The organism is Variovorax sp. 278MFTsu5.1 (genome assembly GCF_048305045.1).
GTDB lineage: Bacteria > Pseudomonadota > Gammaproteobacteria > Burkholderiales > Burkholderiaceae_C > Variovorax > Variovorax guangxiensis.
This window is the reverse complement of the sequence record NZ_CP157622.1, coordinates 2601622-2627548: the sequence shown is the minus strand read 5'-3', so window position 1 is coordinate 2627548 and position 25927 is coordinate 2601622. Positions and strand designations below refer to the sequence as shown.

General features: G+C 68.3%; 21 protein-coding genes. 5 read left to right on the top strand and 16 right to left on the bottom strand.

Features of this window, described 5'->3' with window-relative positions; all coding sequences use genetic code 11:
• Positions 1–3 precede the first annotated feature (3 nt).
• A complete protein-coding gene (locus tag ABL844_RS11875; RefSeq protein ID WP_418131365.1) occupies positions 4–1446 on the bottom strand; it encodes a serine hydrolase domain-containing protein in 1443 nt (480 codons plus the stop codon).
• Between the two features lie 82 nt (positions 1447–1528).
• On the opposite strand from ABL844_RS11875, the gene ABL844_RS11870 reads away from it, so the two are divergent.
• On the top strand, positions 1529–4120 hold the full coding sequence (locus ABL844_RS11870; protein ID WP_418131364.1) for an FtsX-like permease family protein: 2592 nt from the start codon (positions 1529–1531) through the stop codon (positions 4118–4120).
• A 22-nt stretch (positions 4121–4142) separates the two neighbouring features.
• On the opposite strand, the gene ABL844_RS11865 is transcribed toward ABL844_RS11870, so the two are convergent.
• On the bottom strand, positions 4143–6641 hold the full coding sequence (locus ABL844_RS11865; RefSeq protein ID WP_418131363.1) for a penicillin acylase family protein: 2499 nt from the start codon (positions 6639–6641) through the stop codon (positions 4143–4145).
• Between the two features lie 108 nt (positions 6642–6749).
• On the opposite strand from ABL844_RS11865, the gene ABL844_RS11860 reads away from it, so the two are divergent.
• Positions 6750–7826 (top strand): lipocalin-like domain-containing protein, encoded by a 1077-nt coding sequence (locus ABL844_RS11860; protein ID WP_418131362.1) that lies wholly within the window; start codon positions 6750–6752, stop codon positions 7824–7826.
• 98 nt (positions 7827–7924) lie between these two features.
• On the top strand, positions 7925–8383 hold the full coding sequence (locus ABL844_RS11855) for a hypothetical protein (protein ID WP_418131361.1): 459 nt from the start codon (positions 7925–7927) through the stop codon (positions 8381–8383).
• 71 nt (positions 8384–8454) lie between these two features.
• Here ABL844_RS11855 and ABL844_RS11850 read toward each other — a convergent pair whose 3' ends face one another.
• From ABL844_RS11850 to ABL844_RS11825, 6 genes are all read right to left on the bottom strand, one after another.
• Positions 8455–9441, bottom strand: a complete 987-nt coding sequence (locus ABL844_RS11850) for a branched-chain amino acid ABC transporter permease (protein ID WP_184636568.1) — start codon at positions 9439–9441, stop codon at positions 8455–8457.
• A 10-nt stretch (positions 9442–9451) separates the two neighbouring features.
• On the bottom strand, positions 9452–10327 hold the full coding sequence (locus ABL844_RS11845; RefSeq protein WP_184636566.1) for a branched-chain amino acid ABC transporter permease: 876 nt from the start codon (positions 10325–10327) through the stop codon (positions 9452–9454).
• Positions 10328–10463: 136 nt separating this feature from the next.
• Positions 10464–11660: an ABC transporter substrate-binding protein gene (locus ABL844_RS11840; RefSeq protein ID WP_418131360.1), complete on the bottom strand. Its 1197-nt coding sequence runs from the start codon at positions 11658–11660 to the stop codon at positions 10464–10466.
• A gap of 54 nt (positions 11661–11714) precedes the next feature.
• Positions 11715–12911 carry an ABC transporter substrate-binding protein gene (locus ABL844_RS11835; protein ID WP_418131359.1) on the bottom strand — a complete coding sequence of 399 codons (1197 nt, stop codon included), beginning with the start codon at positions 12909–12911 and terminating at the stop codon, positions 11715–11717.
• Between the two features lie 63 nt (positions 12912–12974).
• Positions 12975–13682 carry an ABC transporter ATP-binding protein gene (locus ABL844_RS11830; RefSeq protein ID WP_126018332.1) on the bottom strand — a complete coding sequence of 236 codons (708 nt, stop codon included), beginning with the start codon at positions 13680–13682 and terminating at the stop codon, positions 12975–12977.
• A gap of 1 nt (position 13683) precedes the next feature.
• On the bottom strand, positions 13684–14454 hold the full coding sequence (locus ABL844_RS11825; RefSeq protein WP_126018330.1) for an ABC transporter ATP-binding protein: 771 nt from the start codon (positions 14452–14454) through the stop codon (positions 13684–13686).
• 340 nt (positions 14455–14794) lie between these two features.
• Here ABL844_RS11825 and ABL844_RS11820 point away from each other — a divergent pair, with 340 nt between their 5' ends.
• Positions 14795–16030, top strand: a complete 1236-nt coding sequence (locus ABL844_RS11820) for an AGE family epimerase/isomerase (protein ID WP_418131358.1) — start codon at positions 14795–14797, stop codon at positions 16028–16030.
• Positions 16031–16101: 71 nt separating this feature from the next.
• On the opposite strand, the gene ABL844_RS11815 is transcribed toward ABL844_RS11820, so the two are convergent.
• Genes ABL844_RS11815 through ABL844_RS11800 form a run of 4 tightly spaced genes read right to left on the bottom strand, consistent with a single transcriptional unit; the run spans position 16102 to position 21109 of the window.
• Positions 16102–17664, bottom strand: a complete 1563-nt coding sequence (locus ABL844_RS11815; protein ID WP_126018326.1) for a DHA2 family efflux MFS transporter permease subunit — start codon at positions 17662–17664, stop codon at positions 16102–16104.
• 53 nt (positions 17665–17717) lie between these two features.
• On the bottom strand, positions 17718–19043 hold the full coding sequence (locus ABL844_RS11810) for an efflux RND transporter periplasmic adaptor subunit (RefSeq protein ID WP_184636558.1): 1326 nt from the start codon (positions 19041–19043) through the stop codon (positions 17718–17720).
• A 58-nt stretch (positions 19044–19101) separates the two neighbouring features.
• Positions 19102–20577: an efflux transporter outer membrane subunit gene (locus tag ABL844_RS11805; protein WP_418131357.1), complete on the bottom strand. Its 1476-nt coding sequence runs from the start codon at positions 20575–20577 to the stop codon at positions 19102–19104.
• Positions 20570–21109 carry a MarR family winged helix-turn-helix transcriptional regulator gene (locus tag ABL844_RS11800; RefSeq protein WP_418125406.1) on the bottom strand — a complete coding sequence of 180 codons (540 nt, stop codon included), beginning with the start codon at positions 21107–21109 and terminating at the stop codon, positions 20570–20572. Before ABL844_RS11800 ends, ABL844_RS11805 begins: the two co-directional genes overlap by 8 nt.
• Before the next feature lie 76 nt (positions 21110–21185).
• Between ABL844_RS11800 and ABL844_RS11795 the strand changes: the two genes are divergently transcribed.
• A complete protein-coding gene (locus tag ABL844_RS11795; protein ID WP_418131356.1) occupies positions 21186–22970 on the top strand; it encodes an ABC transporter transmembrane domain-containing protein in 1785 nt (594 codons plus the stop codon).
• A gap of 22 nt (positions 22971–22992) precedes the next feature.
• On the opposite strand, the gene ABL844_RS11790 is transcribed toward ABL844_RS11795, so the two are convergent.
• From ABL844_RS11790 to nuoN, 4 genes are read right to left on the bottom strand one after another with little or no spacing between them, the layout of a single operon-like run.
• A complete protein-coding gene (locus ABL844_RS11790) occupies positions 22993–23454 on the bottom strand; it encodes a DUF1178 family protein (RefSeq protein ID WP_418131355.1) in 462 nt (153 codons plus the stop codon).
• An 8-nt stretch (positions 23455–23462) separates the two neighbouring features.
• Positions 23463–24083, bottom strand: a complete 621-nt coding sequence (locus ABL844_RS11785) for an NUDIX domain-containing protein (protein ID WP_418131354.1) — start codon at positions 24081–24083, stop codon at positions 23463–23465.
• 19 nt (positions 24084–24102) lie between these two features.
• Complete coding sequence (locus tag ABL844_RS11780) at positions 24103–24408, bottom strand: DUF2818 family protein (RefSeq protein ID WP_126018312.1); 306 nt, start codon at positions 24406–24408, stop codon at positions 24103–24105.
• Positions 24409–24423: 15 nt separating this feature from the next.
• Positions 24424–25911 (bottom strand): NADH-quinone oxidoreductase subunit NuoN, encoded by a 1488-nt coding sequence (nuoN, locus tag ABL844_RS11775; protein ID WP_418119957.1) that lies wholly within the window; start codon positions 25909–25911, stop codon positions 24424–24426.
• Positions 25912–25927 lie beyond the last annotated feature (16 nt).

The following is a 25927-nucleotide window of genomic DNA, read 5'->3' as shown; positions in this document are numbered from 1 at the left end:
CGACTACTCAGGCTGCACGGCCGCGTCCCCCACCCGCCGCGCATCGAGCTGGCTGCCGCCCTGCGCCAGCGACACGCCCACCACCGCATTCGCCGCATCGCGCCTGAACATGACCTGCGCGCCGATGGCAGTCACAGCAAAGCGGTCGTTGCCCGTGGGCGTGAGCGCGCTGTAGCCGCGGCCCGTCTCGCGCACCAGCAGCCTGCCGCTGCGCACGGTGAAGCTCAGCGACTTGTTCCTGGTCACGCGGTATTCGCCGCGGTACTCGTCCAGCCGCTTCGCATCGATCGGCACTTCGGCGGTCGGCACCGGATAGCGGCTCTTGCCGATGGCCAGCATCACCGATTGCATCGGCGCGCGCGCGTTGCTGCTGAGCACGATCATCGCCTCGCCGGTGTCGGGCGCCAGCAGCCACAGCGTGCGGTAGCCCTCGGTGACGCCCGCGTGATAGTAGGTGCGCCGGCCGCCTTCGGGCCCGCGCACCATCACGGCATAGCCGATCTCGGCGCCCTCGTAGCGCGCCAGCGGCGTGAGCATGCGCGCGGCGGCCGGGCCCAGCGGGCCTCCCGAGCCCGCGAGGATGGCGCGGCTGAAGGTCATCATGTCGGCGGCGGTGGAGCGCAGCGCGCTGGCCGGCGCGTAGGCCTGCATGTCGAACAGCGGCTGGCGGCGGTCGCCCGAGAAGGCCGGGGCCATGCGCGAGGCCTTGTCGCCCAGCGTGATGACGGTGTCGTTCATGCCCAGCGGCTCGGTGATGCGCGCGCGCACCAGCTCGCCCCACGAGGTGTCGTAGTGCTCGGCGAGCAGTTGGCCAAGCAGCGCCATGCCGAAGTTGCTGTAAGCGCCTTCGCAAGGCGGCGCGGCGGCCGTGAGCCTGATGCGAGCGAGCGCGGCCCAGAACATGGCCTTGTCGTAGGTGTGGAACTGCTCGACGAGCGGCGCGCCGCCGGTCACGCCGTCGGCCATCACGGGCATGCAGCCGGTGTGCGTGACGAGCTGGTGCAGCGTGACCGAGGCCACCGCGGGCGAAAGGCCGGCGACCTTGCCGGCGAGCAGCCTGCCGACCGTGTCGTCCAGCTTCAGGTCGCCGCGCTGCACCGCCTGCGCGAGCAGCAGGCCGGTGAACACCTTGGTGACGGATCCGATCTCGAACATCGGCTGCTCTGCGCTGCCCGATGCGATGGCGCGTGGCTGCGACGGCGGCTCGGGGTTATAGGCGGCGCCGTAGGCCACCTGCCCGTCGTGCAGCGTGCCCACCACCATCGTGCCCCGCTCGGTGCCGAGGGCTGCTTTCGCAAGAACGGCCGGATCGCTTGCCAGCGTCAGGGGCTGTTGTTGCTGTTGCGGCGGCTGCAGTTGCGCCAGGGCATTGCCGGCCAGCAGAGGGACGAAAAGCCAGGCTGCAAGCCAGGAGCGGTACAGCAAGGCATGGGGCATGAGCCACATCGTCGGATTCCTCAGGCGTTCGAAGAGCCGCAATCCTGCCACGTCCGGAGTCCCCCTCGCGCGCCGCGACGACAATCGGCCGATGCGCGCATTGCTCGGCACCTTCTCCTGGCAGGAACTCCGCCACCACCCCTGGCGCAACGCGGCGGCCGTGCTGGCCGTGATGCTCGGCGTCGCGCTGGCCTTCTCGGTACAGCTGATCAACGCCTCGGCGCTCGACGAGTTCTCGAGCGCGGTGCGCTCGGTCAACGGCGAGCCCGACCTGGAGGTGCGCGCCGTGCAGGGCGGCTTCGACGAGGCCGTGTTCGCGCAACTCGCCCGCCATCCGCAGGTGGCGCTGGCGAGTCCGGTGGTCGAGGTGCAGGGCCTGGCGCTTGCCGGCGGGCAGCAAGTGCCGATCCGCGTGATCGGCATCGACGCGCTGGCGCTGCCGACCATCGCACCCGCGCTGATGCCGCAGGCCGCGGCGGGTGCCGACCGCTTCGCCCTCTTTGCGCCGGGCCATGTGTTTCTCAACCTCGCGGCTCGCGATGCGCTGGGGCTGCCCGCGCAGGCGCCGGCCGACGGCAGGGCCGAGAAAGTGCAGCTGCGCAGCGGCGACGCCTGGCACAGCCTCTCGGTGGCCGGCCACGTGGCCGCGGGCGGCAAGGCGCTCGCGGTGATGGACATCGCGGCGGCACAGGAGCTCTTCGGCCGCATCGGCGAGCTCAGCCGCGTCGACCTGCGCCTCGCGCCCGGTACAGACCGGGCCGCGTTCATGGCCTCGCTGCAGCGCGCACCCGGCTGGCCCGCAGGCGTGCAGTTCGCCGAGCCCGGCGACGCGGCGCAGCGCGTGAGCAACCTGTCGCGCGCCTACCGCGTGAACCTCACGGTGCTGGCGCTGGTGGCGCTCTTCACGGGCGCCTTCCTGGTGTTCTCGGTGCTGGCGCTGAGCGTGGCCAAGCGCGCGCAGCAGTTCGCGCTGCTGGGCGTGCTCGGGCTCACGCCGCGCGAGCGGCTGCGTCTGGTGCTGGCCGAATCGCTGGTGCTGGGCCTGATCGGAAGCCTGGCCGGCCTCGCGCTGGGCACGGCGCTGGCGGCCTTCGCGCTGCGCGTGCTGGGCGGCGACCTGGGCGGCGGCTACTTCGAGGGCGTGGCGCCCACGCTGCACTGGAGCGCGGGCGCCGCCCTGCTCTACGGCGGGCTCGGCGTGCTGGCCGCGCTGGTCGGCGGCTGGTGGCCCGCGCGCGCGGCGCAGTCGCTGCCAGAGGCGCAGACGCTCAAGGGCCTGGGCGCCGCGCCCACGCAAGGCAAAAGCCACTGGCTGGCGCTGGGCCTGGTCGCGCTGGGCGCCGTGCTGGCCAACCTGCCGGCCATCGGCGGCATTCCGGTGGCGGCGTATCTCTCGGTCGCCTGCCTTCTGGTGGGCGGCATCACCGCCCTGCCCTGGCTGATCGCGCTGCTGTACGACCGCGTGGCGCCGCTGTTCTCGCAACGCGTGTTGCCGATGCTGGCGGTGGAGCGAGCCCGGCGCATGCGCGGCACGGCGGCCGTGGCCGTCAGCGGCGTGGTCGCGAGCCTGAGCCTTGCGGTCGCGCTCACGGTGATGGTCGCGAGCTTCCGCGACTCGGTGACGCATTGGCTCGACGTGGTGTTGCCCGCCGACCTGTACGTGCGCGCCACCTCGGGCGGACGCGGCGGCAACAGCGGCGGCGGAAGCAGCACCGACACCGCCACCTTCGCGCCGGCCTTCGTCCAGTCGCTGGCGCAGTTGCCCGGCGTGGCGCGCACCGGCACGCTGCGCACGCAACCGCTGCAGCTCGATGCGGCGCGGCCGGCGGTGACGCTCATAGCGCGCAGCCTCGAAGGCGGAGCCGCGCAGTCTCTGCCGCTGGTGGGCAGCGCACTGCCGGTGCCCGAGGGGCAGATCGGCATCTACGTGAGCGAGCCGATGGTGGAGCTCTACGGCGCGAAGCCGGGCACGGTGTTCGCGCCGCTGTCGGCCGCCATGGGCAAGGCGCAGGCCTCGTTCTTCGTGGCCGGCGTGTGGCGCGACTACGCGCGGCAGTTCGGCGCCATCACCATGGACGCGCGCGACTACGAACGCATCACCGGCGAGCGCAACGTGAGCGACGTTGCGCTGTGGCTCGCACCCGGCGCGTCGGAGGGGGCCGTGCAGGTCGCTGTGCACGAACTCGCCGCGCGCCAGAACGATGGCTCGGCCGGATCGGTGGAGATCGCTTCAGTGGGCCAGATCCGCACGACCTCGCTGCGCATCTTCGACCGCAGCTTCGCCGTCACCTACTGGCTGCAGGCGGTGGCCATCGCCATCGGCCTGTTCGGCATCGCCGCCAGCTTCAGCGCGCAGGTGCTCGCGCGTCGCAAGGAATTCGGCCTGCTCGCGCACCTGGGCTTCACGCGCCGGCAGGTGCTCGCGGTGGTCGCCGGCGAAGGCGCCGCGTGGACCGCCATCGGCGCCGTGGCCGGGCTCGGCCTGGGGCTGGCGGTGTCGGTGGTGCTCGTGAAGGTGGTGAACCCGCAGAGCTTCCACTGGAGCATGGATCTGCTGGTGCCGTGGGCGCGGCTGCTGGCGCTGTGCGCGGCGGTGGTCGCAGCCGGCACCATCACGGCGTGGATGGCCGGCCGCGCCGCCGCCGGCAAGGATGTGGTGCTGGCGGTAAAGGAAGACTGGTAGGCCGCAGGCCAGCCCCACGACTTCAGCGCGCCGGCGTCAGCTGGATTCTTTCCAGCGTCTCCTTCTCCACGGCAGCCCGGCTGTAGACCAGCGGCACGTACCTGCCTTCGAGCCACAGCGGCGCAAGGTCGCGGTAGTTCGGGCTCTCGGGGTTGCCCGACTGGCCCGGCGCGTTGATGACGCGCGAGGCGTCCCAGTTGCCCACGTCCAGCACCATGCGGAACGACGCGCCGGAGGTCAGCTTGTAGTCGCTCGCGCGGTAGGTGGCGGCCATCGGCGTGAAGGAGGAACCCGACATCGGCCAGTCGCCCACGTCGAGCTTCCTGCGCGTGGAGGCATCGACCACGCCGCCCAGCGGATGGCGGAACTCGGCGCGGTGCAGCGCGCCCCACTTCCATGTCGCGGGGTCCGGGCCGAGCTTGGCGCTCAGTTCCTGCATCGCGGCCGGCAAGGTCTTGAGCAGCAGCGCGTCGCGCTGTTCGTTCGTGACCCAGCCGAAGGGGTTTTCCAGCAGCAGCACCATGCGCGTGTTGTCGCCGGGCGCGGCCAGCGCAGCGCCGGCATCGCCCGCGCCGGCCTTGAGCACGGCGGCGCGCAGCGGCTTGCTGCTCCATACCTCGTAGAGGGCCGCGGCGGCGCTGTCGCGGTCCATGGTGCCGTCCCAGCCCTGCAGCATGCGCAGCGCGGCGGCCGTCTGTGCGTCGTCGCTGCGCAGGCCCGAGAGCAGCTTCAGCACCCGCTGCGCGGGCGTGGCGACGATGTCGTTCTGCATGCGCTGCGAATCTTCGACCGAGAAGCGCGAGCCCGCCGCCACCTTGCTGGCGAACAGCTCCTTGAGCCGGCGGGCACGCGCCGCATCGCTCCACTCGTAGCCCACGCCCTTCTTCGCAGCAGGGTGGTCGGGCGGGATGTTGTTCTCGTTGGCGGTCACCACGTAGCCGCGAGCCGGGTTGAACTCCGAGGGCAGCTCGTCGCCGTTGCGGAAGCCCGACCACTCGTAGCGGCCGTCGCCGGGCACCGGCATCAGGCCGTCCCAGTTGGGGCGTATGGGCGTGAGGCCGCCGGGAATCCAGCCGACATTGCCGCTGCTGTCGGCGTAGACCTGGTTCTCGCCCGGCGCGCCCCAGCGGTTCATGGCGGCGCGGAACTGGTCCCAGTTGCGCGCGCGCATGTAGTCCATGGAGCCGAAGTACGGCGCCATGCCGGGCTCCAGCCACGCCGCGCGCAACGCAAAGGCGCGCTGCTTGCCCGGTTCGGACAGCAGCACCGGCCCATGGCGCGTGAAGGTGTTGATCACCTCGCGCGGCGCGCTCTCGCCCTTCACCGCGATGCGCTCGGTGACGCGCACCATCGGCTCCCAGCGGCCCTGGTAGCGGTACTCGTTGGGATTGCGCGGGTTGAGCTGGTACACGTACAGGTCTTCCTGGTCCATGTAGAAGCGCGTGAGGCCGAAGGCGATGGTGCCGTTGTGGCCGATCGAGATGCCCGGCAGGAAAGGCTCGCCCGCGCCGATCACATCCATGCCCGGCGCGCTCAGGTGCGCCATGTAGCGCAGGCTGGGTGCGCCGTGCGCGCGATGCGGGTCGTTGGCGAGGATGGGCCGGCCGGTGGAGGTGAGCTTCGGCGAGATCACCCAGTTGTTGCTGCCGTAGCCGGCCGTGGGGTCGCCCTGCGATGGCTGCTGCGAATTCGGCAGGCTCGCTACGGGCGCCGCGAGCCGCGTGTTGGTCTTGCTGAACTGCGGTGCCTCGGTCGCGCGCATGTAGGCCGCGCGCAGTTCGGCTGTCGGAATGGTGCAGGGGTCCAGCCCCTGCGGCACGCGCGGGTTGATTGGCGGATCGAGCTCGCGCCGCAGCCAGTCGGCCTTGATGCCGGGGCCGCCCGCGCAGAAGGCGCGTGCGCGGTCGATCTCGGAAGTGAAGTTGAGCGTGAGGCCGTGGTGGCGGATGCGCACCACGTCCTCGGGCGACCACGTGGCCGGCTGGTAGCCCAGGAGCGCGAACTCCGGCGGCAGCAGCGAAGGCTTCGCGCGCACCTGCGCCACGTAGGCGTTCACGCCGGCCGTGAAGGCCTCGGCCACGCGCTTGGCGTCGGAGCCATAGGCCAGCCACTCGCGGTACATGTCGCCGCGATAGAGCACGGCGCGCGCGGCGCGGTCGTTCTCCACCCATGCGGGGCCGAAGTCCTTCGCCATCTCGCCGAGGCCGCGCTTGCGCCAGAGGTCCATCTGCCAGAGTCGGTCGCGCGCGGCGATGAAGCCCTGCGCGACGAAGGCGTCATAGAGCGTGCCCGCGTAGAGGTGGGGTACGCCCCATCGGTCCACGAGCACCTCGGCCGGTTTCTCGAGGCCGGGCACGGCGAATGATGAGGAAGGCCGCGTGGTGCCCGGCTGCGCATCGGGCGGCCCCGAGGCGCAACCCGCGAGCATGAGAGCGGTGAGTGATGCGAGCGCAACTGCGCGAAAGGAATGCCTTTGACCTAACGAGCGCCGCGATGCCCGGCGCAGGTTTGTTCTTTTCATGGGCCTCGTCTCCTGCCTTGTGTTGTTCGTAGAGGGGTGGCAGCGAACAGTATCCCGATTTGCGCGGCTCGTGGGCGTTACAAGGCGCGACTTGTAGACTGGCACACCATGCAGCGAGCCCTCTCTTCCTTCCCTCTTTCGCGCCGAAACCTGCTGCTCGCCGCGCTCGCATCGGGGCCGCTGGCCGCATGGGCGCTGCCCGAGCGCCGCCTCGAGTTCCCGCGCGACTTCGGCAGCCATCCCGACCTGCACACCGAGTGGTGGTACGTCACCGGCCACGCGAAGACTTCCGCCGGACGCGAGTTCGGCTTCCAGGTCACCTTCTTCCGCTCGCGCGTGGAGGCCACGCTGGGCATGCGCTCGGCCTTCGCGGCGAAGCACCTGGTGTTCGCGCATGCGGCCGTCACCGACCTCGAAGGCCGCGTGCTGCTGCACGACCAGCGCATCGCGCGCGCGGGCTTCGGCGTTGCCGAGGCTTCCGCGAACGACACCGACGTGCGCATCCGCGACTGGTCTCTCGTGCGCGAGAACGGCATCTATGTGGCGCGCATTCCGGCGAACGAGTTCATGCTCGAACTGCGCTTCACCCCCACGCAGCCGGTGCTGCTGCAAGGCAATGCCGGGCTCTCGCGCAAGGGGCCGGAGGAATCGCAGGCCAGCTACTACTACAGCGAGCCGCAGCTCAAGGCACAGGGCAAGCTCACGCTGAAGGGCCAGGCCTTCGACGTCGCGGGCACCGCATGGCTGGACCATGAATGGAGCGAGGCGCTGATGCATCCCGAGGCCGTGGGTTGGGACTGGATCGGCATGAACCTCGACGATGGCAGCGCCCTCACCGCCTTCCACCTGCGGCGCAACGACGGCACCGCGCTGTGGGCCGGAGGCTCGTACCGGCAGCGAGACGGCACGGCCCGGATCTTCAGGAACGGCGAGGTCCGCTTCGAGAGTCTCAAGACCTGGGACAGCCCCCGCACGCAGGCGAAGTATCCGACGCGATGGCGAGTACAGACGCCCGCCGGCAGCTTCGAGGTGCGCGCCCTGCTCGACGACCAGGAGCTGGACAGCCGCGGCTCCACCGGCGGCGTGTACTGGGAGGGCGTGAGCGACCTGCTCGACGCGCAGGGCCGCCGCGTGGGGCGCGGCTATCTCGAGATGACCGGCTACGCGGCTCCGTTGAAGCTGTAACTGTTGTAGCCACGGACAGAGGCTGACAACCGAAAGCCTCCTACATGCGTTGGGAAAATTTCCCATAAATAATCATCCCGAAGCAGAGGAACCCCAACATGAAAACCCGAATCGCAATGCTGGCCGCTGCCGGCGCGCTCTCCATCCTGGCGAGCCCCCTGGCCGCCAACGCGCAGGTCTCCGTCAACATCAACGTGCCCGGGCTGGTGATGACGGCGCCACCCCCGCCACGCTACGAGCCGCTGCCCCCGCCTCGCGGCGGCTTCATCTGGGTGCCGGGCCGCTGGATCTGGGACGGCCGCGCCTATGCATGGCGCGCGGGCGGATGGCAGCCGGAGCGTCCGGGCTACGTCTATGCGCCCGGCCGCTGGATCGAGGACCGCGGTGGCTGGCGCTGGACCGAAGGCGACTGGCGCCGCGAGGCCCGCCGTGAAGCGCGCCGCGAACGCGAGTGGGAAGAAGACCGCCGCCATGACCGCTACGAGCGCGATCACCGGCACGGCCACGATCGCGGCGATTTCTGCCCGCCCGGCCAGGCCAAGAAGGGCAACTGCTGAGGCGCAGGCCCGCAGGGCCCGGAACGAAAAAGGGAGCCGAAGAGGCTCCCTTTTTCTTTGTCCGCGTCTTGCTACTTCGCCCGACGCCGGTCGATGAACGCGATGATCTCGCCCATGATCCCCTTGCGGAAGGCCAGCACGCAGATTACGAAGATCAGGCCCGTCACCATGGTCACCGACTCGCCCAGCGTGTTGAACCAGTCCACCGTGGTGATGCGCGCGAGCAGGTTGCCGAGTTCGCCGATCTTGTTCTCCAGCAGCACCACCACCGCCGAGCCCACCAGCGGACCCGAGAGCGTGCCCAGGCCACCTACCAGCGTCATCAGGATGACCTGGCCCGAGGCGGTCCAGTGCACGTCCGAAAGCGTGGCAAAACCCAGCACCAGCGTCTTGAGCGAGCCGGCCAGGCCCGACAGCGCGGCCGAGATCACGAAGGCCAGCAGCTTGAAGCGGCTCACGTCGTAGCCCAGCGAGAGCGCGCGTGGCTCGTTCTCCTTGATGCCCTTCAACACCTGCCCGAAGGGCGAATGGATGGTGCGCACGATCAGCAGGAAGGCCACGACCACGATGACAAGCGCCACGTAGTACATGGTGAGGTCGTTCGACAGGTCGATCACGCCGAACAGCTTGCCGCGCGGCACGCCCTGCAGTCCGTCCTCGCCGCCGGTGAACTTGGCCTGAAGCGCGACGAAGAACATCATCTGCGCGAGCGCCAGCGTGATCATCGCGAAGTAGATGCCCTGGCGGCGGATGGCCAGCACGCCGAAGACCCAGCCGAGCAAGGCGCCGGTGAGCGTGCCCGCGATCAGCCCCAGCTCGGGCGTGAGGCCCCAGACCTTGATCGCATGGCCCGCCACGTAGGCCGAGCCGCCGAGGAATGCCGCGTGCCCGAAGGAGAGCAGGCCGGTGAAGCCCAGCAGCAGGTTGAACGCGGCCGCGAAGAGCGCGAAGCACATGAGCTTCATCACGAACACCGGGTAGGCGCCGAAGAACGGTGCCAGGACCAGTGCGAGCAGCAGCAGCGCGTAGACGACGGTGGATATCTTTTTCATGTTCATGCCGTCCGCCTTATTTTTCTTTGCCGAACAGGCCGGCCGGACGGATGAGCAGCACGATGACCATGATCACGAACACGACGGTGGAGGATGCCTCCGGATAGAAAACCTTGGTGAGCCCCTCGATCACGCCGAGCCCGAGGCCGGTGAGGATCGCGCCCATGATCGAGCCCATGCCGCCGATCACGACCACGGCGAACACCACGATGATGAGGTTCTGCCCCATCAGCGGCGACACCTGGATGACGGGCGCGGCGAGCACGCCGGCGAAGGCGGCGAGCGCACAGCCGAAGGCGTAGGTCAGCGTGATCATCAGCGGCACGTTGACGCCGAAGGCTTCCACCAGGCGCGGATTCTCGGTGCCGGCGCGCAGGTAGGCGCCGATGCGGGTCTTCTCGATCACGTACCAGGTGGCGAAGCACACCACCAGCGACGCCACCACCACCCATGCGCGGTAGTTGGGCAGCACCATGAAGCCGAGGTCGGTGGCGCTCGACAGCGCGTCGGGCGCGTCGTAGGGCAGGCCCGAGACGCCGTAGATCGAACGGAACACGCCCTCGATCAGCAGCGTGAGGCCCAGCGTGAGCAGCAGGCCGTAGAGGTGGTCGAGCTTGTAGATCCAGCGCAGCAGCAGCCGCTCGATAAGCACGCCGAAGATGCCGATGACGACCGGCGCGGCAATCAGCATCACCCAGTAGTTGATGCCGAAATACTCCATGGCCATCCACGTTAGGACGGCGCCGAGCATGAACAGCGCGCCGTGCGCGAAGTTGATGACGTTGAGCAGGCCGAAGATCACCGCCAGCCCGAGGCTCAGGATGGCGTAGAAGGAACCGTTGACCAGCCCAAGCAGGAGCTGGCTCAACAGGGCGGGAAGGGAAATGTTCATAGAAAGTTCAGGACACCACTGGCCGTTTCTTCTTTTTCGCGGGGGCCGCCGCGCACGGCCGCCCGAAGCGGCCGGCCCGCCCCCCCTTGCAAAGGGGGGTTGGCGAAGCGACACGCAGTGCGCGCAGCCTGGGGGGTTACTTCCATAACGCGCACTTGCTCTCGGCTTTGGTCGTGAAGACCTCTTCGCCCTTGAGCTTCTGGACCACCTTGTAGTAGTCCCACGGCTGCTTCGACTCGGCCGGCGACTTCACCTGCACCAGGTACATGTCGTGCACGAAGCGGCCGTCGGCGCGGATGCTGCCCTTGGCATAGAAGTCGTCGATGGGGGTGGACTTGAGCGTTTCCATCACCTTGTCGGCATCGACCGTCTTGGCGGCCTGCACGGCCTTCAGGTAGGTCATGGTGGCCGAGTAGTCGGCGGCCTGGATGTCGGTGGGCATGCGCTTGGTCTTCTCGAAGAAGCGCTTGCCGAAGGCGCGCGTCTTGTCGTCGAGGTTCCAGTCCCAGCTGGTGGTCAGCAGCAGGCCCTCGGTGTTCTTCAGGCCCAGGCTGTGCACGTCGGTCACGAAGACCAGCAGGCCGACCATCTTCATGCTCTTGGTGATGCCGAATTCCCGCGCCGCCTTGATGGCGTTCTGCGTGTCGCCGCCCGCATTCGCGAGCGCCAGCACTTGCGCCTTGGAGTTCTGCGCCTGCAGGAGGAACGAGGAGAAGTCGGAGGTGTTCAGCGGATGCTTCACGCTGCCGAGCACCGTGCCGCCCTTCTCCTTCACGACCTTGGTCGCGTCGGCTTCGAGGGCCTGGCCGAAGGCGTAGTCGGCCGTCAGAAAGTACCAGCTCTTGTCGCCGCGCGCGATCACGGCGCTGCCCGTGCCCTTGGCCAGCGCGACGGTGTCGTAGGCGTAGTGCACGGTGTAGGGGCTGCACTGCTCGTTGGTGAGCGCCGAGCTGCCCGCGCCGTTCACGATGAACACGCGCTTCTTCTCCTGCGCCACCTTGGCCATGGCCAGGCCGGTGCCCGAGCTGGTGCCGCCGAACAGCATCGTCAGGCCCTGCGTGTCGATCCACTCGCGCGCCTTGGAAGCGGCGATGTCGGCCTTGTTCTGGTGGTCGGCCTGCAGCAGCTCGATGGGCATGCCGTTGACCTTGCCGCCGAAGTCGTCGATGGCCATCTGGATCGCCAGCGCGCCGTTCTTGCCCTCCACGTCCGCGTAGAGGCTCGACATGTCGGTGATGAAGCCGATCTTGACCTTGTCCTGCGCCTGTGCGGCGCCGGTCGCCATCATGCAGGTAGCAGCGAGGCAGGCAGAAGCAATGAGCGTGCGGTTCATGGAGTGATCCTCTTGGTTGGCTTCGGTGAAAAGGTCTGGCGCGGCTTCAGCCGGTTATTTCCAGAGGGCGCACTTGGTCTCGGCCTTGGTCGTGAAGACCTGGTCGCCCGGCAGCGTCTTGAGCACCTTCAGGTAGTCCCAGGGCTTCTTCGATTCGGCCGGCGATTTCACTTCGACGAGGTACATGTCGTGGATGAAGCTGCCGTCCGCGCGGATCTGGCCCTTGCCGTAGAAGTCGTCGATCTTCATGCTCTTGAGCTGCGCCATCACCTTGTCGGAGTCGGTGGTCTTGGCGGCGGCCACGGCCTTCAGGTAGGTCATGGTGGCCGAGTAGTCGGCGGCCTGCACGTCGGTGGGCATGCGCTTGGTCTTCTCGAAGAAGCGGTTGGCGAACTTGCGCGACTCGTCGTTCAGGTCCCAGTACCAGCTGGTGGTGTGCAGCAGGCCTTCGGTGTTCTTCAGGCCCAGGCTATGGATGTCGCTCAGGAAGACCAGCAGGCCGGCGGTCTTCATCGTCTTGTTGATGCCGAACTCCTTGGCGGCCTTGATCGAGTTGATGGTGTCGCCGCCCGCGTTGGCCAGGCCCAGGATCTGCGCCTTGGAGTTCTGCGCCTGCAGCAGGAACGAGGAGAAGTCCGAAGCATTCAGCGGATGGCGCACGGCGCCCACCACGGTGCCGCCCTTCTCCTTCACGACCTTGGTGGTGTCGGCTTCGAGCGCGTGGCCGAAGGCGTAGTCGGCCGTCAGGAAGAACCAGCTCTTGCCGCCGCGGTCGACCACCGCGGCGCCGGTGCCTTTGGCCAGGGCCACGGTGTCGTAGGCATAGTGAATGGTGTACGGGCTGCACTGCTCGTTGGTGAGCACCGAGCTGCCGGCGCCGTTGTTGAAGTACACGCGCTTCTTTTCTTCGGCCACCTTCGCGGTGGCCAGCGCCACGCCCGAATTGGTGCCGCCGAAGACCATGGTCACGCCGGCGGTGTCGATCCACTCGCGGGCCTTGGAGGCGGCGATGTCGGCCTTGTTCTGGTGGTCGGCGGTCAGCAGTTCGATGGGCTGGCCCAGCACCTTGCCGCCGAAGTCGTCGATGGCCATCTGGATGGCGGTGGCACCGCCCTTGCCTTCGAGGTCGGCATACAGGCTCGACAGGTCGGTGACGAAGCCGATCTTCACTTTTTCCTGCGCCTGCGCGGCGCCTGCACTCATGGCGAGGATGCCGATTGCGGTTGCGATGAGGCCGAGTTTCTTGTTCATGCTGTTGTCTCCTGGAGAAATCTTTGTGGGATGGAAGGACAGGTCTTGTGGACTCGATGTGTTTTAGACGCCCAGCAGTTCGGTGAGCACGGGCATCTTGGCTTCGAGCTCGGCGGCGCCGAACTTCTCGACGATGCGGCCGTGCTCCATCACGTAGAAGCGGTCGGCCAGCGGCGCGGCGAAGCGGAAGTTCTGCTCCACCATCACGATGGTGTAGCCCTTGGCGCGCAGCGTGGTGATCATGCGCGCCAGCGCCTGCACGATGACCGGCGCGAGGCCTTCGGAAATCTCGTCGAGCAGCAGCAGCTTGGCGCCAGTGCGCAGGATGCGGGCCACGGCCAGCATCTGCTGCTCGCCGCCGGACAGGCGAGTGCCCTGGCTGTGGCGACGCTCTGCGAGGTTCGGGAACATGGCGTAGATCTCTTCGACCGACATGCCCGGCCCCGCCCCCTTCAGCTCGGGCGGCAGCATCAGGTTTTCCTCGCACGAGAGGCTGGCGAAGATGCCGCGCTCTTCCGGGCAATAGCCCACGCCGAGATGCGCGATGCGGTGCGTGGGCATGCCGACGGTCTCGCGGCCGTTGACCTCGATGCTGCCCTTGCGCGCGCCCGTCAGGCCCATGATGGCGCGCAGCGTGGTGGTGCGGCCCGCGCCGTTGCGGCCCAGCAGCGTGACGACCTCGCCCGGCTGCACGACCATGTCGACGCCGTGCAGCACATGCGATTCGCCGTACCAGGCTTGCAGGCCTTTGATTTCGAGTGCGGCCGTCATGTCAGTGGGCTCCCTGCAACTGGCCTTCGGTGGTGCCCATGTAGGCCTCCATGACCTGCGGGTTCTTCGAGACCACGGCATACGGACCTTCGGCCAGCACGGCGCCGCGCTGCAGCACCGTGATGGTGTCGGCGATGGTCGAGACCACGCTCATGTTGTGCTCCACCATGAGGATGGTGCGGCCGGCCGACACGCGCTTGATGAGTTCGGCAACGCGGTGCACGTCTTCGTGGCCCATGCCCTGCGTGGGCTCGTCCAGCAGCATCAGCTCGGGCTCCATGGCCAGCGTGGTGGCGATCTCCAGCGCGCGCTTGCGGCCGTAGGGCAGGTTCACGGTCTGTTCGTCGGCGAGCTCTTCGAGGCCGACTTCGGCCAGCAGCTCGCGGGCCCTGGCATCCAGCGGCTTGAGCGACTTCTCGCTCTTCCAGAAGTGGTACGAGGTGCCGAGACGGCGCTGCAGGCCCAGGCGCACGTTCTCCAGCAATGTGAGGTGCGGGAACACGGCCGAGATCTGGAACGAGCGGATGATGCCGCGGCGCGCGATCTGCGCGGGGCGCTCGCGCGTGATGTCCTGGCCGTTGAAGAGGATCGTGCCGGTGGTGGGCTCGAGGAACTTGGTCAGCAGGTTGAAGCAGGTCGTCTTGCCAGCGCCGTTCGGGCCGATGAGCGCGTGGATGGAGCCGCGCACCACGGACAGATTGACCTTGCTGACCGCGGTGAACCCCTTGAATTCCTTGGTGAGCTGGCGTGTTTCGAGGATGACGTCGCTCATCTCGCGAAGTCGCCCGGGTTCGTGTGAAGAATGTGGGTCATGCGGTCCATCTCAATGCGCCAACCATCGAGCGCGGACCGATTGTTCGTGGGTGCCTCCGGCTTGCATACTGGGGCAAATGCCTATGCTGCAGTGCAACCATTTCACGGCGCCGCAGGCTTGTTCGCCACGACTGTCATCTCGACGACAAAGCGGAATCCGGAGCACGGCAAAGATCGCACGCATGTTGCGCCGGCAGCGCCGACTTCCGTCGGGGAAATCACGGCACGCCGTCTCGCGGGTGCCAACCTAAACTGACCGGGACTCATCACGTCGAAGGCCGCACCGGCAAGCGCCGGGCATGACCGCGACCATGGAACCAACGACATCGCTGCACATGCCCGACTTCCGCTCTCCGGACTTCCTGACCGACCACATCCTGCACACGCTGGCCTTCTACGAGACGCGCAATCTCGACGCCACCGGCGGCTTCTTCCATTTCTTCAGGGACGACGGCACGGTGTACGACCGGCGCACGCGCCACCTGGTGAGCAGCACGCGCTTCGTGTTCAACCACGCGACGGCCTACCGGCGCTTCGGCAAGCCTGCCGACCTTGCGGCCGCGCGACACGGCCTCGCGTTCATCGAACATGCCCACAGGCAGCAGGACGGCGGCTATGCATGGCAGCTCGACTGGCACGAGCAGCGCGCCACCGTGCAGGACGCCACCAACCGCTGCTACGGCCTGGACTTCGTGCTGCTCGCGCAGGCGCATGCGCTCATGGCCGGCATCGAGGAGGCGTACCCGGGGCTGGATCACACCTGGCGGCTGATGGACGCGCATTTCTGGGAGCCGCGGCACCAGCTTTATGCCGACGAGGCCACGACCGACTGGCGCGTCGGTGCCTACCGGGGGCAGAACGCCAACATGCACGCCTGCGAGGCGCTGATGGCCGCCTTCGAGGCCACGCAGGAGGCGCGCTACCTCGAGCGTGCGCTGGCGGTGGCCGAATCGGTGACCGGCCGGCTGGCCTCGCTGGCCGACGGGCTGGTGTGGGAGCACTACCGCGAGGACTGGTCGGTCGACTGGGACTACAACCGCGGCAACAAGACCGACATCTTCAAGCCCTGGGGCTTCCAGACCGGCCACCTGACCGAATGGGCCAAGCTGCTGCTGCAGCTCGAAGGCCACCTCGCCACCGAAGACCGCGAGGCCGGCTGGATCGTGCCGCGCGCGCGCCACTTCTTCGACACCGCCATGTTCCGCGGCTGGGACGCCGACAACGGCGGGCTGGTCTACGGCTTCGGCCCCGACGGCAAGGTGTGCGACGGCGACAAGTACTTCTGGGTGCAGGCCGAGAGCTTCGCGGCCGCCGCCCTGCTCGCGGTGCGCACCGGCGAGGCCGGCTACTGGGACTGGTACGACAGCATCTGGGCCTACAGCTGGGAGCACTTCGTCGACCACAGGCACGGCGCCTGGTATCGCATCCTCACGCCGACGAACGGGAAGATCGGCGACGAGAAGAGTCCGGCAGGCAAGACCGACTATCACACCATGGGCGCTTGCCACGACGTGCTGCGCGCGTTGGGCAGGTAGAAGCGGCAACGAAAAAGAAGAACCCCCAGGCTCCTTGCGGAGGCTGGGGGTTGCGAGGGGGTCTGGCGCGGTCAGTGCGCGCCGGCTGCAGCGTCGCCGCCTGCTCCACCCTTCTGGGGCCGTGCCAGCCACACCAGCGGAATCAGCAGCAGGAACAGGATCGCCGACGCATAGAAGATGTCGTTGGTCGCCAGCATGTACGACTGCTGGTCAACGAGGCGATTGATCTGCCCCATCACCTGGTCGGTGCCGAAGCCGTTGGCGTTCAGCCCGGCCATCGCGCTGGTGGCCGCGTTGTTGCCCTGGTTGATCGTCTCGGCCAGCTGGGCGTGGTGCAGCGTCGCGCGGTTGTCCCAGAGCGTGGTCGTGATGGACGTGCCCATCGCGCCCGCGGTGATCCGCAGGAAGTTCGACAGGCCCGAGGCGGCCGGGATGCGGTCGGGCGTGAGGCCCGACAGCGTGATCGTCACCAGCGGGATGAAGAAGAACGCCATCGCGATGCCCTGGATGATCGTCGGGATGATGATCGTCACGAAGTCGGCCTGCGTATTGAAGTTCGAGCGCATCCACAGCACCAGCGCGAACACGAGGAACGAGAAGGTCGCGTAGCGGCGCGGGTCGATCTTGGCCACCGTGAGGCCCACCACCGGCGAGAAGAAGATCGCCAGCAGCCCCACGGGCGCCATGATCATCCCCGCCTGCGTGGCGGTGTAGCCCATCCACTGCTGCAGCCACAGCGGCAGCAGCACCACGTTGCCGAAGAAGAGGCCGTAGGCCACCGCCGTCGCCACCGCGCCCGACCAGAAGTTGCGGCGCTTGAAGAGCGACAGGTCGACCACCGGGTGCTTGTCGGTCAGCTCCCAGACCAGGAAGAAGGCGAAGCCGACCACGGACACCACCGCCAGCGTGACGATCTGCGCGGAGTGGAACCAGTCGAGTTCCTTGCCCTTGTCGAGCATGAGCTGCAGCGAGCCCACCCACAGCACCAGCAGCGCGAGGCCGATGGCGTCGATGGGCACCTTGTGCGTGGCGCTCTCGCGCTTGTGGTAGAGCGCCCAGGTGATGGCGGCAGCGACGATGCCCACCGGGATGTTGATGTAGAAGATCCACGGCCACGAGATGTTGTCGGTGATCCAGCCACCGAGCAGCGGCCCCATCACCGGCGCGACCAGCGTCGTCATGGACCACATCGCCATCGCCAGGCCCGCCTTGGCGCGCGGATAGCTCGACAGCAGCAGCGCCTGCGACAGCGGGATCATCGGCCCCGCGACGAAGCCCTGCAGCGCGCGGAAGGCGATCAGCGTCGTCATGTTCGGCGCGAGGCCGCACAGCAGCGAGCTGATCATGAACAGGATCACGCTGGCCATGAACAGGCGCACCTGTCCGAAGCGCTGCGTCATGAAGCCGGTGAGCGGCACCGCGATGGCGTTGGCCACTGCGAAGCTGGTGATGACCCAGGTGCCCTGCGTGGTGCTCACGCCCAGGTCGCCCGAGATGGCAGGCAGCGACACGTTCGCGATCGACGAATCGAGCACGTTCATGAAGGTTGCCGCAGAAAGCGCGACCGTGCCCCAGACGCGGGCTGCGCCCTCGAGCGGCGGATGCGCAACGTATGCAGGAGCAGCGGTGGCCATGGGGCGGGCTGTTTACCTGGACGGAAGAAAGGTCCGGACGAACGCTGGCGCGATCAGCCCGGCTGCCCCTGCACGGCCACGGAAGTGTTGCCGGCAGGCGCGGCGGGCGCCTTGGCGGGTGCCGCAGCCGTGGCGCCGCCCTTGCCGCCGATGTTGGCGGCGACGATGCGCTCCACTTCGGCATCGGCACCGCGGTCGAGCTGGCTGTAGACCGCGGTCTGCGCCAGCGCGGTGGCACGCGGCGCATCGGCGAGCATCTTGCCGCCCTTTTGCGAGATGTCGACCTCGGCGTCCATCGACAGGCCGATGCGCAGCGGGTTGGCCTTGAGCTGCTCGGGGTCGAGCGCGATGCGAACGGGCACGCGCTGCACCACCTTGATCCAGTTGCCGGTGGCGTTCTGCGCGGGCAGCAGCGCGAACGCGCTGCCGGTGCCCACGCCCAGGCCCGCGACCTTGCCGGTGTACTCGACCTTCTTGCCGTACACGTCGGCGGTGAGCTTCACGGGCTGATCGATGCGGATATTGCGCAACTGCACTTCCTTGAAGTTGGCGTCGACCCACAGCTGGTTGAGCGGCACGATGGACATCATCGGCGTGCCGGCGGCCACGCGCTGGCCGAGCTGCACGGTGCGCTTGGCGACGTAGCCGTCGACCGGCGCGGGCATGGCCACGCGCTGTGTGGCGAGGTAGGCCTCGCGCACCTTGGCGGCGGCGGCCAGCACGCTCGGGTGCTGGGCCACGCTGGTGCCTTCGGTCAGCGACTGGTTGCTGACCAGCGCTTCCTTCGCGGCCACGACGCCGGCCTGCGCGGCGGCGAGCTGGCTCTTGGCGGTGTCGAGCTGCGTCTCGGCATGGTTGAGTTCTTCCTTCGACACGGCACCGTTGCCCGACAGCGCGCGGCGGCGCTGCAGGTCGTCCTGGGCCTTGGCGATGTCGCTCTGCGCCTTGACGATGTCGGCCTGGCGCAGCGTGACCTGCGCGGCCAGCGAGCCGTTGTTGGCGTACAGCGTGCGCACCTGGCGCACCGCCTGTGCGAGCGCGGCCTCGGCCTGCTCGAGCGCCACCTTGGCGTCGGCCGGGTCGAGCTGCACCAGCGGCTGGCCGGCCTTCACGAAGTCGGTGTCGTCGGCGTTGATGGCCATCACCGTGCCGCCGATCTGCGGCGTGATCTGGATGACGTTGCCCGAGACGTAGGCGTTGTCGGTGTCCTCGTAGTGGCTGGCCACCAGCCATTCGTAGAGGCCCCAGCCGCCGCCGGCGACGATGACCACCGCTGCGAGCGCGGTGAGTGCGCGGCGGCGCTTGCCGTTCCCGGCGGGCGCCTCGGGGGCTGCGGAAGCTGCGGCTGCAGCGGGCGTCGGAGTGTTGTTGTCGCTCATGATGAAGTTCTTTCCGAAGACGAAGGAGTCGGGCCGGGCTGGATCTGCGCCGTGCCGATCAGTTCAGCGGGGCCGAGGGAGCCGATGCCGTGGCGGTTGCCGGCGGCTGCCAGCCGCCGCCGAGCGCGCGCGCCAGGCCCACCTGGGTGTCTAGCGCGCGGGCCGCGAGGTCGACCGCGAGCCGGCGCTGGGCCAGCACTGCCGTTTCGGCCGTCAGCACGTTGAGGTAGTTGCCGAGGCCCGCGCGGTAGCGCTGCACGGCGATGTCGTAGGCACCTTCGGCCGCGGTCTGCGCGGCGCGCTGTTCGGCCTGCTGGCGCGTGATCGACTGGGCACTCGTGACCTGGTCGGCCGCGTCGCGCACCGCGTCGATCACGGTGGCGTTGTAGCTCTCGACGGCCGCATCGAGGTCGGCCGACTTGCCGCGCAGGTTGGCGCGCAGCTTGCCGCCCTCGAAGATCGGCAGGCTGATGGCCGGGCCCACGCCCCACTGCTCGCTGCCCGACTTCAGCAGCTTGCCGAAGCCCAGGCTCTGGAAGCCGACGAAGGCCGTGAGGTTCACGTTGGGATAGAAGAGCGTCCTGGCGTTGGCCACGTCGCTGGTGGCAGCTTCGACGCGCCAGCGCGCGGCGGCGATGTCGGCGCGGCGGCCGAGCAGGTCGGCCGGGATGTTCGCCTGCAGCGCCATCGGCTTCACGCCATCGAGCACCGGCGGCTTGAGCGAGGCGGTGACGTTCGGCTGGCCCACGAGCGCGTCGAGCGCGTGCTGCTGCAGCGCGATCTGCTCGTTGAGCGCTTCGATCTGCTGGCGGGCTTCAGGCAGGCCGCCTTCGCTCTGGCGCAGTTCGAGGCGGGTGTCGAGGCCGGCGGAAACGCGGTCGCGCACCAGCTTCAGCGTTTCATCGCGCTGCGCCAGCGTGCGCCTGGCAACGGTGAGCTGGTCGTTCAGGCGCGCCCACTGGAAGTAGCTGCGCGCCACGTTGCTCGCGAGCAGCACGCGGGCCGCGTCGGCATCGGCCGCGGCTGCATTGGCGGCGCCGATGGCGGTGTCCAGCGCGGTGCGGTTCTTGCCGAAGAAGTCGAGCTCCCAGCTCGCGCCCAGCTGCAGCAGGCCGATGTTTTGGGTGGAGCCGCCCAGCGGTGCCGGGTAAATGTAGTTGCTGTTGAACTTCTGGCGGTTCAGGTCGAGATCGGCCTTGACCTGAGGCTTGAGCGCGGCACCGGCGATGTCGGCCGAAGCCTGCGCGCGCGCGAGGCGGGCCTGCGCGACCTGCAGGTTGGGGTTGCCGGCCACGGCCTGGTCGATGAGCGAGTTGAGCTGCGAGTCGCCGAAGGCGAGCCACCACTGGCTGTCGAGGCGGGACACCGGCACGGCGGCGCTGTCGGGCGCGATGCCCAGCGACGAGGCGTCGCGCAGCTTGGCCTGCGAGCCGATGCCGGCCATGTCGGCGCAGCCGGCGAGTGCAACCACCAGCAGCGCGGCGGCCACGACGGGAGTGCGGCGCATGGCGCGCACGGCGAGGGAATCAGTCATTTTTATCTCCACGGGCCGCGAGGGCCTGGGCGTTGTCGAGGATGCGACGCAGATAGCCTTTGAGCTGTTCCCATTCCTCGGTGGTGAAGCCTGCGAGGTGCTCGTTCTGCACCCTGCTGAGCACGTGCGGCACTTCCTTGGCGGCCGCGCGGCCTTCGTCGGTCAGTTCGATGTTGACCACGCGCCGATCTTCGAGCGAGCGCACCCGGCGGCACAGGCCCTTGGCCTCGAGGCGGTCGAGCAGGCGCGTCATGGCGCCGGTGTCGAGCTCGCAGGCCCTGGCCAGTTCGGCCACCGTTGTGGCCGCGCCGACGTGCAGCTTGTAGAGAGGCACCCACTGCGGATAGGTGGGGCTGCCCGGCTCGCACATGCGGGTTTCGACCGACTGGCCGACCGCCGTGACGATGCGGCGCATGAGGTAGCCGATGCTCTCCTCGGCGCGGTAGGTTTCCGGGGTGTAGAAGGCGACGGGCTCACGACGCTCCTCGCCGGTGGAAGCCGACGGGTTCTGAGGGGTGTTGGCATCGCTCATGGCCGCAATATTAGTTGCCTCGGCAATTATTGTCAAGGCTACCTTTGTAGAGGCAAGGGATCGGTAGAATTGGCGCATGGCTTCCTCCCCACCGTCTTCCATGGCCAAGGGCTCGCCCCGATCGCTCTCGGGCCTGAGCCCTTTTCTTCGTCCGTACCGTGTGCAGATCGTGCTGGCGGGCGTCTTCCTGGTGATGGCGGCGGTAACGACGCTGGCTTTTCCTATCGCCTTGCGCAGCCTGATCGACAACGGCCTCATCAGCTCCGACAAGGGCGCCCAGACCATGGCGCTGCGCGAGCATTTCGGCGCCCTCTTCGCCGTGGCCGTGGCGCTGGGCGTGTTCTCGGCGGCGCGCTTCTACACGGTGAGTTGGCTGGGCGAGCGCGTGACGGCCGACATCCGCAACGCCGTCTACGGCCATGTGCTCAGGCAGAGCCCCGCCTTCTTCGAGACCACGCAGACCGGCGAGGTGCTGTCGCGCCTGACAGCCGACACCACGCTGGTGCAGACGGTCGTCGGCTCATCGCTGAGCATGGGCCTGCGCAACGCGGTGATGGGCGTGGGCGCCCTGGCGGTGCTGATCTGGACCAACCCCTACGTGATGGTGCAGGTGCTGGGCATCCTCGTGCTGGTGGTGCTGCCGAGCATGGTTTTCGGCCGCCGCGTGCGCAAGCTGTCGCGCGCCAGCCAGGACCGCGTGGCCGACTCCAGCGCCATCGCCGCCGAAGTGTTGAATGCCATTCCGGTGGTTCAGAGCTACACGGCCGAGAGCCGCGAGGCCGCGCGCTTCAGCGGCTCGACCGAGAACGCCTTCCGCACCGCCGTGCGCCGCACCCGGGCCCGATCGGTGCTGGTGGCTTTCATCATCATCGCGACCTCCGCGGCGCTGCTCTGGGGCCTCTACCAGGGCACGCAGGCCGTGCTGCGCGGCGATATCACCGCCGGACACCTGGGCCAGACCGTGGTCTACGTCGCCATCCTCGCCAGCGCGACCGCCGTGCTCGGCGAGGTCTACGGCGACCTGCTGCGCGCAGCCGGCGCGACCGAGCGCTTGATGGAATTGCTGCACGCGCCCGCAGCCATCGTGTCACCCGCGAATCCAGCGGCTGCGCCCGTCCCCGTAGCGGGCAGCGCGATCAGGTTCGACGCGGTGACCTTCCACTACCCTTCCCGCCCCGGCACACCGGCCTTGCGCGACTTCAGCCTCGATGTCGCACCCGGCGAGACCGTGGCACTGGTGGGATCCAGCGGCGCCGGCAAGAGCACCGTGTTCCAGCTGCTCCTGCGCTACTACGACCCGCAAACGGGCCGCGTATTGCTCGACGGCGCACCGCTTGCCTCGCTGGCCCTGCCCGAGTTGCGCACCCGCATCGGCCTCGTGCCGCAGGACGCGGTGATCTTCTCGGCCAGCGCCTTCGAGAACATCCGCTACGGCAACCCCGAGGCAACCGCCGAGGAAGTGGAAGCCGCCGCCCGCGCCGCCTTCGCCCACGACTTCCTCCAGGCCCTGCCCGAGGGCTACGACACCTTCCTCGGCGAGCGCGGCGTGCGGCTTTCGGGCGGACAGCGACAGCGCATCGCTATCGCGCGCGCGATCCTCAAGAACCCGCCGCTGCTGCTGCTCGACGAAGCCACGAGCGCGCTCGACGCGGAGAGCGAACGCATGGTGCAGGCCGCGCTCGAATCGGCGATGGAGAACCGGACCACGCTGGTGATCGCCCACCGCCTGGCGACGGTGCAGAAAGCCGACCGCATCGTGGTGCTGGACCACGGCGGGATCGTCGAACAGGGAACGCACGCGGCGCTGGTCGCGCAGGGCGGCGTGTATGCGCGGCTGGCCGCGCTCCAGTTCACGGCCTGAACAGGCCGCGCTACTCAGCCAGTTACTGCAGGGTTTCTTTCAGTGCCGCCGGAATCGGCAGCGCCATCACCGGAATGCCCTCGTCGAGCAGCGCCTCGGTCTGCTCGGGCGTGGCCTGCCCGCGGATACCGCGCTCGGGGGTCTCGCCGTAATGCATCTTCCGGGCTTCGTCGGCAAAGCGCTCGCCGACGTCCTCCGTCTTCGCCAGCACCTCGCGCACTGCACGCATCCAGCGGGCTTCGGGCGAGGGATCGGCGGGAACGTTGGAAGCAGCAGCGACTGGAGCAGCCGCAGCAGCCTCCTTCGGCGCCCTGGCGTTGCCGAGGTTGAGGCGCGGCGCGCTCAGCAGCTTGACGATGGCGGTGTCGCCACAGACCGGGCATTCGACCAAGCCGGAGGCCAGCTGGGTCTCGAAATCCTCGCTCGAGGCGAACCAGCCTTCGAAGCCGTGGCCGTGGGTGCAGCGGAGATCGAGAACCTTCATGGCGCGGATTATCCCGCGCTGCCCTGCGCGGGCGCAGCCTGCCAGTCCAGTGCCCATGCGCCCGAAAGGACGTTCTGCAGCCAGAGCGTGCAGGTCAGCGTCTTGGCATCGGTGACCTTGCCTTCGCGGCACCAGCCGGCCAGTTCGTCGGGAGTGGCCGTGAACACGTCGAGGAACTCGCCGTGGTCGAGTTGCCGCTCGCCGAGCGAAAGGCCCCGCGCAAAGTAGATATGGATGATCTCGGTCGAGTAGGCCACGGCGAGGTGCATGGCGCCCGCATACGCCCACTCGCGCGCGGTGTAGCCCGTTTCCTCGATCAGCTCGCGCCGGCCGCAGTCGAACGGATCCTCGCCCGCATCGAGCTTGCCCGCGGGAAACTCGATCATCACGTGGCCGACCGGATAGCGGAACTGCCGCTCCAGCACGACGCGGCCGTCGTCAAGCAGCGGAATGACCACCACGGCGCCCGGGTGCACCACGTACTCGCGCGTGGCGCTGTGGCCATCGGGCAGGCGGATGGTGTCGCGCCGGGCCTTCAGGAACTTGCCGTTGAACAGCTCCTCGCGGCTCTGGAGCTCTTCCTTCAGGTGCGAATCGGCGGTGGAGGTGTCGGTCGGCTTGGTGGTCATGGTCGGTCGCTCGTCCTCTTCAGTGCCTGTGCTTCATCAGGTAGCGCCAGGTGAACCCCGGAAAGGCCAGCACGATGAACAGCGCGCCGGTCACCGCATAGAACTCCCAGCCCTGCGCGGCGATCTGCCCTGCCCTGCGCTCGAACAGCAGCCCGACGCCGCCGGCCAGAAAGTACAAGACCACCAGTTCGGCGAGGCGCACCGCGAGCGACTTGGGAGCAGTCGCCAGAGGCACGACGCCGAACAGGCGGTCGTTGAAGAACGGCAGGTTGGCGGCCACGAGGGCCACCAGGAGAACGACCCAGACGGACGCGGTCTGCGACACCCTAGGTCGGCCGCGTCAGTGGGCCAGCGTCGCCACGATGGCGTCGTAGCACAGCGTCATCAGGCCGCCGGGCACGATGCCCAGGATCAGGATCAGCGCGCCGTTGATCGTCAGCACGGTGCGCACGTCGCGCGGTGCCGACACGGTGGTGGCCGTGACGGGCGCATCGAAGTACATGACCTTGACCACGCGCAGGTAGTAGAAGGCGCCGATCAGCGACATCATCACCGCAAACACGGCCAGGCCGATGTAGATGGCGTGGCCCGAGGCGATCAGCGCCTGCAGCACGGCCAGCTTCGCGTAGAAGCCGACCAGCGGCGGCAGGCCGGCCAGCGAGAACATCGCGATCGACATCACGCCGGCGTACAGCGGGCTGCGCTGGTTCAGGCCGGCGAGGTCGGTGATTTCCTCGCTCTCGAAGCCTTCGCGCGCCAGCAGCAGGATGATGCCGAAGCTCGCGAGCGTGGTCAGCACGTAGGTCACGATGTAGAACATCGCGGCGCTGTAGGCGTACTGGGCGTTGTAGGTGCCCTGCTGGTCCGAACCGGCAACCAGGCCGAGGAGCATGAAGCCCATCTGCGAGATCGTCGAATAGGCCAGCATGCGCTTGAGGTTGCTCTGCGCGATGGCGGCCAGGTTGCCGACCAGCAGCGAGGCGATGGCCAGCACGGCGAGCATCTGCTGCCAGTCGATGGCCAGCGGCTGCAGCGCGTCGACCAGCAGGCGGATGATGATCGCGAAGGCGGCCAGCTCGGGCGCCGCGCCGATCAGCAGCGTGATCGCCGTCGGAGCGCCCTGGTAGACGTCGGGCACCCACATGTGGAACGGGGCTGCGCCCACCTTGAAAGCCAGGCCGGCGACGATGAACACGAGGCCGAACACCAGCACCTGGTGGTTGACCTTGCCGGTTGCGATGGTCTTGAAGACCTCGTTCACGTCGAGCGAACCGGTGGCGCCGTACATCATGGACAGGCCGTAGAGCAGGAAACCGCTGGCCATGGCGCCGAGCACGAAGTACTTCATGGCGGCTTCGCTGGCCACCGCGTTGTCGCGGCGCAGCGCCACCAGCGCGTAGCTCGACAGCGTGAGCAGTTCGAGGCCCAGGTAGATCAGCAGGAAGTTGCTGCCCGAGATCATCACGAACATGCCCAGCAGCGCGAACATGCTGATGGTGAACATCTCGCCGCCGCGCAGCATCTCGCGATCGGCCGCGTAGGGACGGCCGTAGACCAGCGTGATCATCAGGGCGACGGTGGCGAAGCACTTGAGCCAGTTGCCCATCGGGTCGCTGACGACCATGCCGCCGAAGCCGTAGATGGTCTTGGCTTCGGAAGCCTGCAGACCCGACAGCACTGCGACCACGGCCAGCGTGAGCAGCGTCAGGACATAGGTACGGGTGCGGCGCGGGCTCGTGTCCGACAGGTCGACCAGCGCAATGATGCAGGCCATGACCAGCAACACGATTTCGGGGTAGATCGTGACCCAGCTGAGTTTGTCAATCATCTCGTTCTCTTCTTCA

What these genes read in the sequence shown, in the direction of transcription:
- ABL844_RS11875 (WP_418131365.1), bottom strand. Translation starts at nt 1,446, where the DNA reads ATGTGGCTCATGCCCCATGCCTTGCTGTACCGCTCCTGGCTTGCAGCC.
- ABL844_RS11870 (WP_418131364.1), top strand. Translation starts at nt 1,529, where the DNA reads ATGCGCGCATTGCTCGGCACCTTCTCCTGGCAGGAACTCCGCCACCAC.
- ABL844_RS11865 (WP_418131363.1), bottom strand. Translation starts at nt 6,641, where the DNA reads ATGAAAAGAACAAACCTGCGCCGGGCATCGCGGCGCTCGTTAGGTCAA.
- ABL844_RS11860 (WP_418131362.1), top strand. Translation starts at nt 6,750, where the DNA reads ATGCAGCGAGCCCTCTCTTCCTTCCCTCTTTCGCGCCGAAACCTGCTG.
- ABL844_RS11855 (WP_418131361.1), top strand. Translation starts at nt 7,925, where the DNA reads ATGAAAACCCGAATCGCAATGCTGGCCGCTGCCGGCGCGCTCTCCATC.
- ABL844_RS11850 (WP_184636568.1), bottom strand. Translation starts at nt 9,441, where the DNA reads ATGAACATGAAAAAGATATCCACCGTCGTCTACGCGCTGCTGCTGCTC.
- ABL844_RS11845 (WP_184636566.1), bottom strand. Translation starts at nt 10,327, where the DNA reads ATGAACATTTCCCTTCCCGCCCTGTTGAGCCAGCTCCTGCTTGGGCTG.
- ABL844_RS11840 (WP_418131360.1), bottom strand. Translation starts at nt 11,660, where the DNA reads ATGAACCGCACGCTCATTGCTTCTGCCTGCCTCGCTGCTACCTGCATG.
- ABL844_RS11835 (WP_418131359.1), bottom strand. Translation starts at nt 12,911, where the DNA reads ATGAACAAGAAACTCGGCCTCATCGCAACCGCAATCGGCATCCTCGCC.
- ABL844_RS11830 (WP_126018332.1), bottom strand. Translation starts at nt 13,682, where the DNA reads ATGACGGCCGCACTCGAAATCAAAGGCCTGCAAGCCTGGTACGGCGAA.
- ABL844_RS11825 (WP_126018330.1), bottom strand. Translation starts at nt 14,454, where the DNA reads ATGAGCGACGTCATCCTCGAAACACGCCAGCTCACCAAGGAATTCAAG.
- ABL844_RS11820 (WP_418131358.1), top strand. Translation starts at nt 14,795, where the DNA reads ATGACCGCGACCATGGAACCAACGACATCGCTGCACATGCCCGACTTC.
- ABL844_RS11815 (WP_126018326.1), bottom strand. Translation starts at nt 17,664, where the DNA reads ATGGCCACCGCTGCTCCTGCATACGTTGCGCATCCGCCGCTCGAGGGC.
- ABL844_RS11810 (WP_184636558.1), bottom strand. Translation starts at nt 19,043, where the DNA reads ATGAGCGACAACAACACTCCGACGCCCGCTGCAGCCGCAGCTTCCGCA.
- ABL844_RS11805 (WP_418131357.1), bottom strand. Translation starts at nt 20,577, where the DNA reads ATGACTGATTCCCTCGCCGTGCGCGCCATGCGCCGCACTCCCGTCGTG.
- ABL844_RS11800 (WP_418125406.1), bottom strand. Translation starts at nt 21,109, where the DNA reads ATGAGCGATGCCAACACCCCTCAGAACCCGTCGGCTTCCACCGGCGAG.
- ABL844_RS11795 (WP_418131356.1), top strand. Translation starts at nt 21,186, where the DNA reads ATGGCTTCCTCCCCACCGTCTTCCATGGCCAAGGGCTCGCCCCGATCG.
- ABL844_RS11790 (WP_418131355.1), bottom strand. Translation starts at nt 23,454, where the DNA reads ATGAAGGTTCTCGATCTCCGCTGCACCCACGGCCACGGCTTCGAAGGC.
- ABL844_RS11785 (WP_418131354.1), bottom strand. Translation starts at nt 24,083, where the DNA reads ATGACCACCAAGCCGACCGACACCTCCACCGCCGATTCGCACCTGAAG.
- nuoN (WP_418119957.1), bottom strand. Translation starts at nt 25,911, where the DNA reads ATGATTGACAAACTCAGCTGGGTCACGATCTACCCCGAAATCGTGTTG.